We start from the raw sequence: 3,742 nt of genomic DNA, 5'->3' as shown, positions 1-3,742 counted from the left end.
TGCCTGGCGCCGCCGCCGCGCCGAAGCCGGGTCAGCTCGTGCGCGAGGACGTGGACCTGCAGGTGCGGCAGGCCGATCATCCCTACGTCGGTCGAGGCGCCCTGAAGCTGGTGCATGCCCTGGACATCTTCGGCATCGCCGTCGAGGGACGCGAGGCCCTCGACATCGGAGCCTCGACCGGCGGCTTCACCGACGTCCTGCTGCGGCGCGGCGCCCCTCATGTCGTGGCGCTCGACGTCGGGCACAACCAGATGGACTGGCGGCTGCGGTCGGATCCACGCGTCACGTGCCTCGAACGCGTCAACGCCCGTCACCTCGTGCCGGACCAGCTGCCGGCGGCGCATCGGCACTTCGACATCGTCACCGCCGACGTGTCGTTCATCTCCCTGCGGTACATTCTCCCGGTCGTGCCTCCACTCCTGCGGCCGGGCGCGGACGTCGTCACGCTGGTGAAGCCGCAGTTCGAGGCCGGGCGCGAGGAGGTGGGCAAGCATGGCGTGGTCCGCGACGACGCGGTGCGCGCCAGGGTGCTGGCCGACGTCATCGCGGCCGCCGAGACCGTCGGTCTCCTGGTGCAGGGGCACACGGCGTCGCCCATCGAAGGCATGGAAGGCAATCTCGAGTGGCTCGCCCACTTCAGGAGTCGTGCATGACGCTCTCCGTCCGTCGGGTCGGCCTGGTGGCCAAGCCCGGGCTCACCGAAGCCGCCGATCTGCTCGGCGAGGTGGGCCGGTGGCTCGTGGCCCGAGGCATCGAGCCGTGCTACGAAGTGGCCACCGCGGCCCTGGCGAATGACCCGCTGCCCGGCCGCGTCTGCGAGCCGGAGCATCTGGGCCGCGACGAGCAGCTGATCATCGTGCTCGGGGGCGATGGCACGCTGCTCGGCACGGCCGGCCGGCTCGGGACCGGGGGCTACGACGTGCCGGTCGTCGCCGTGAACTTCGGCAGCCTCGGCTTCCTGACCGAGGTGCGCGTCACGGAGGTGTTCGAGGCGCTCGAGCAGGTCTTCTCGGGGACCGCGCACGAAGAGCGGCGCATGATGCTCGAGTCGGTCGTGCGCCGGCAGGATGGCACCACGGTCCGGCACATCTCGCTCAACGACGTGGTGATCACCAAGGGCGCGCTGTCGCGGATGATCGACCTCGTGGCGTCGGTCGACGGTCAGTTGATCGCGCGCTTCAAGGCGGACGGGTTGATCGTCGCCTCGCCGACCGGATCGACGGCCTACAACCTGTCGGCAGGCGGCCCGATCGTCCATCCCGGCGTCGACGCGCTGGTGCTGACCCCCATCGCCCCGCACACCCTCACCAATCGCCCGGTGGTGCTGCCTGCCTCGGCGGCGCTGGAGATCGTCGTCTCCGGCGAAGTGGCGCGCTCGTCACGCGAAGAGACCTACGTCACCTTCGACGGCCAGATCGGCGACATGCTCGCGCCCGGCGACACCGTCTCCATCCACCGCGCGCCGTACCAGTTGCGCCTGCTCAAGCCGTCGTCGCACGGCTACTTCCAGGTGCTGCGCCAGAAGCTGCGCTGGGCGGAGCGGTAGAGAATTTCAGAATTGCAGAATTGCAGAATTTCCCCACCACCTCAGTGCTTCGAAGGTTGGCGGTGAAAGTGAGATTCTGAAATCGTGAAATCACCTGCGCTTCCTGAAGTACTCGACCTGCCACTCCTGCACGTTGCGGTTGTGCTCGGTGAGCGTGGCGGCAAACGCGTGCGAGCCGTCGTTGCGGCTGACGAAGTACAGGTAGTCGACGTCCGCGGGGCTGATCGTCGCGTCGATGGCCGCCTTGCCGGGTGAGGCGATCGGGCCGGGTGGCAAGCCCGGATAGCGGTACGTGTTGTAAGGCGAGTCGAAGCTCAGATCCGCCTTGCGGATGTTGCCGTTCCAGCGGCCGGCCCGCTTGAGCGCGTAGATCACGGTCGGGTCGGCCTGCATCGGCATGCCGATGCGGAAGCGGTTGCGATACACCGCCGCGACCAGTGGACGTTCCTCCCCGCGCGCGGTCTCCTTCTCGACCAGCGCCGCGATGGTCATGATCTGGCGCACGGTGAGGCCGGTCGCGCTGGCACGCCGGCGCAGGTCCTCGTCGAACACCGTCGTGAACCGTCGCACCATGCGCCCCACCATGGCGGCGCCGTCGATGGTGCGCGGCAGGTGGTATGTGTCGGGGAACAGGTACCCCTCGAGCGTGTCGGCCGCCGGATCGATCGCCGCGATCGCCGCGGGGTCGCGCGAGGCCTCGACGAAGGCGTCGGCGGATCCGAGGCCACTCTGCGCGAAGAGCACCGCCATCTCCGCCGCGGTGAGCCCCTCGGGGAACGTCAGCGTCTCGAGGTGGACATCGCCGCGGGCGATGCGGTCGATGACCTCGGCCGGTGCGGCCGCCGTGGTGAAGCGATACTCACCGGCCTTCAGCGACCGGCCACGCCCGTGCCAGCGCACGGCGAGCCGGAACGTCAGGTCGTCGCGAATGACCCCGGCCGCGACCAGACGACGGCCGATGCCGGTCGTGCTCTCGCCGGCGGGAATCTCGACGAACTGCTCGCCGGTGAAACCAGCGAAGGGCTGCGAGACGCGCTGGGTCACCCAGTACGCGGCTCCGGCGGCGACGACGAGCAGGACGAACAACAGGACGAGCAGAAGACGTTTCACGCCGACGGGGTCCTTTGGCGGGAGTCGAGGTAGTCCTGGAGCAGGACGGCGGCCGACGCCGCATCGAGCTGCTGCTTGCGCTTGCGCCAGTCGCGTTCGCGGACGGCCAGCAGGGCTTCGGCTTCGACGCTGGTCAGCCGCTCGTCGAGCGGAATCACCGGCACCGCGATACGCCGGGACAGGCGCGCGATGAAGTCGAGTGCCGCGGGCGTGAAGTCCGTGGGACTGCCGTCGAGCCGATGGGGCACGCCCACCACGACCGCCTCCAGCGGATCGTCCTCGACCTGCGCGCGGGCGATGACGTCGAGCAGCGCCGACCACTGCGCCTTGAGCGACATCCCCTGGACCACTTCGAGCGGCCGCGCCAGCGTGCCCGACGCGTCGCTGATCGCCACGCCGGTCCGCCGGATCCCGAGGTCGAAGGCCAGGACTCGCACGAGGGAAGCGTAGCAGGGCCGCCGAGTCCCTACCATTTGGCGGGTTCGCGCCGATACTGATGCTGTGCGCGCGCTCCTCCTTCTCGCGATCCTGACGGCTCAGCTGCCCACGGCGCAGGATCCGACCGCGCCGCCGGACGGCACGTCGTCCCCCTCGGCGCTGGTGCAGGCCGCCGAGGCGGCCAGAGCCCAGCAGGCGACCCGCGAGCGCATCGCCGCGCTGACCCGCGAAGCCGACGTCCTCAAGCGTCAGTCGAGTTCGGTCGTCGACGAGTTGCGGAAGCTGGATGTCGAGCGCGATCTGCAGCGCGCCCGGGAGACGCAGGCCAGGGACGCCCTGGTGGTGCTCGAAGGCGACCTGGCGGCGTTGACGGCACGACAGTCGCAGTTGCAGGCCACCCTCGACCGTGAGCGCCCTGCCGTCGCCGCCCGCCTGCGCCGCCTGCAGCGACTGGGCCGGGTCGGGTATGCCCGCATCGCCTGGAACGCCTCCAGCGCGCGTGATGTGGGTCGAGCGGCGCGGCTGATGAACTACCTGGCCAAGGACGACGGGCGGCGGCTGACGGCGCATGCCGAGACCGCGCGGGCGCTGACCGAGACGGAGACGCGCCTGGCGGCCCGACGGCAGGAGGCACGCGCGCTGGCGGCC

General features: G+C 70.2%; 5 protein-coding genes. 3 read left to right on the top strand and 2 right to left on the bottom strand.

What is annotated here, in order from left to right; all coding sequences use genetic code 11:
* Both Q0C41_RS30525 and Q0C41_RS30520 read left to right on the top strand, forming a co-directional pair.
* A partial coding sequence (locus Q0C41_RS30525; RefSeq protein ID WP_291990669.1) for a TlyA family RNA methyltransferase occupies positions 1-653 on the top strand: 653 nt, incomplete at its 5' end.
* Positions 650-1,546, top strand: coding sequence for an NAD(+)/NADH kinase (locus Q0C41_RS30520; RefSeq protein WP_291990667.1), 897 nt, complete (start codon positions 650-652; stop codon positions 1,544-1,546). The genes Q0C41_RS30525 and Q0C41_RS30520, both read left to right, overlap by 4 nt.
* Positions 1,547-1,636: 90 nt before the next feature.
* Here the strand turns inward: Q0C41_RS30520 and mltG are convergent, their stop codons facing one another.
* Both mltG and ruvX read right to left on the bottom strand, forming a co-directional pair.
* On the bottom strand, positions 1,637-2,656 hold the full coding sequence (mltG, locus tag Q0C41_RS30515) for an endolytic transglycosylase MltG (RefSeq protein WP_291990665.1): 1,020 nt from the start codon (positions 2,654-2,656) through the stop codon (positions 1,637-1,639).
* Positions 2,653-3,093 carry a Holliday junction resolvase RuvX gene (gene ruvX / locus Q0C41_RS30510; protein WP_291990662.1) on the bottom strand — a complete coding sequence of 147 codons (441 nt, stop codon included), beginning with the start codon at positions 3,091-3,093 and terminating at the stop codon, positions 2,653-2,655. Before ruvX ends, mltG begins: the two co-directional genes overlap by 4 nt.
* A gap of 64 nt (positions 3,094-3,157) precedes the next feature.
* Here ruvX and Q0C41_RS30505 point away from each other — a divergent pair.
* The coding region (locus Q0C41_RS30505; protein WP_291990660.1) for a hypothetical protein at positions 3,158-3,742 on the top strand (585 nt) is incomplete at its 3' end.

The sequence above is a fragment of the Luteitalea sp. genome (genome assembly GCF_022842525.1).
In the GTDB taxonomy this organism is placed as follows: domain Bacteria; phylum Acidobacteriota; class Vicinamibacteria; order Vicinamibacterales; family Vicinamibacteraceae; genus Luteitalea.
This window is presented reverse-complemented; position numbering and strand designations above follow the sequence as displayed.

Bases quoted from the DNA above. Each gene is read 5' to 3' on its own strand.
- Q0C41_RS30520 (WP_291990667.1), top strand. From the start codon at position 650: ATGACGCTCTCCGTCCGTCGGGTCGGCCTGGTGGCCAAGCCCGGGCTC.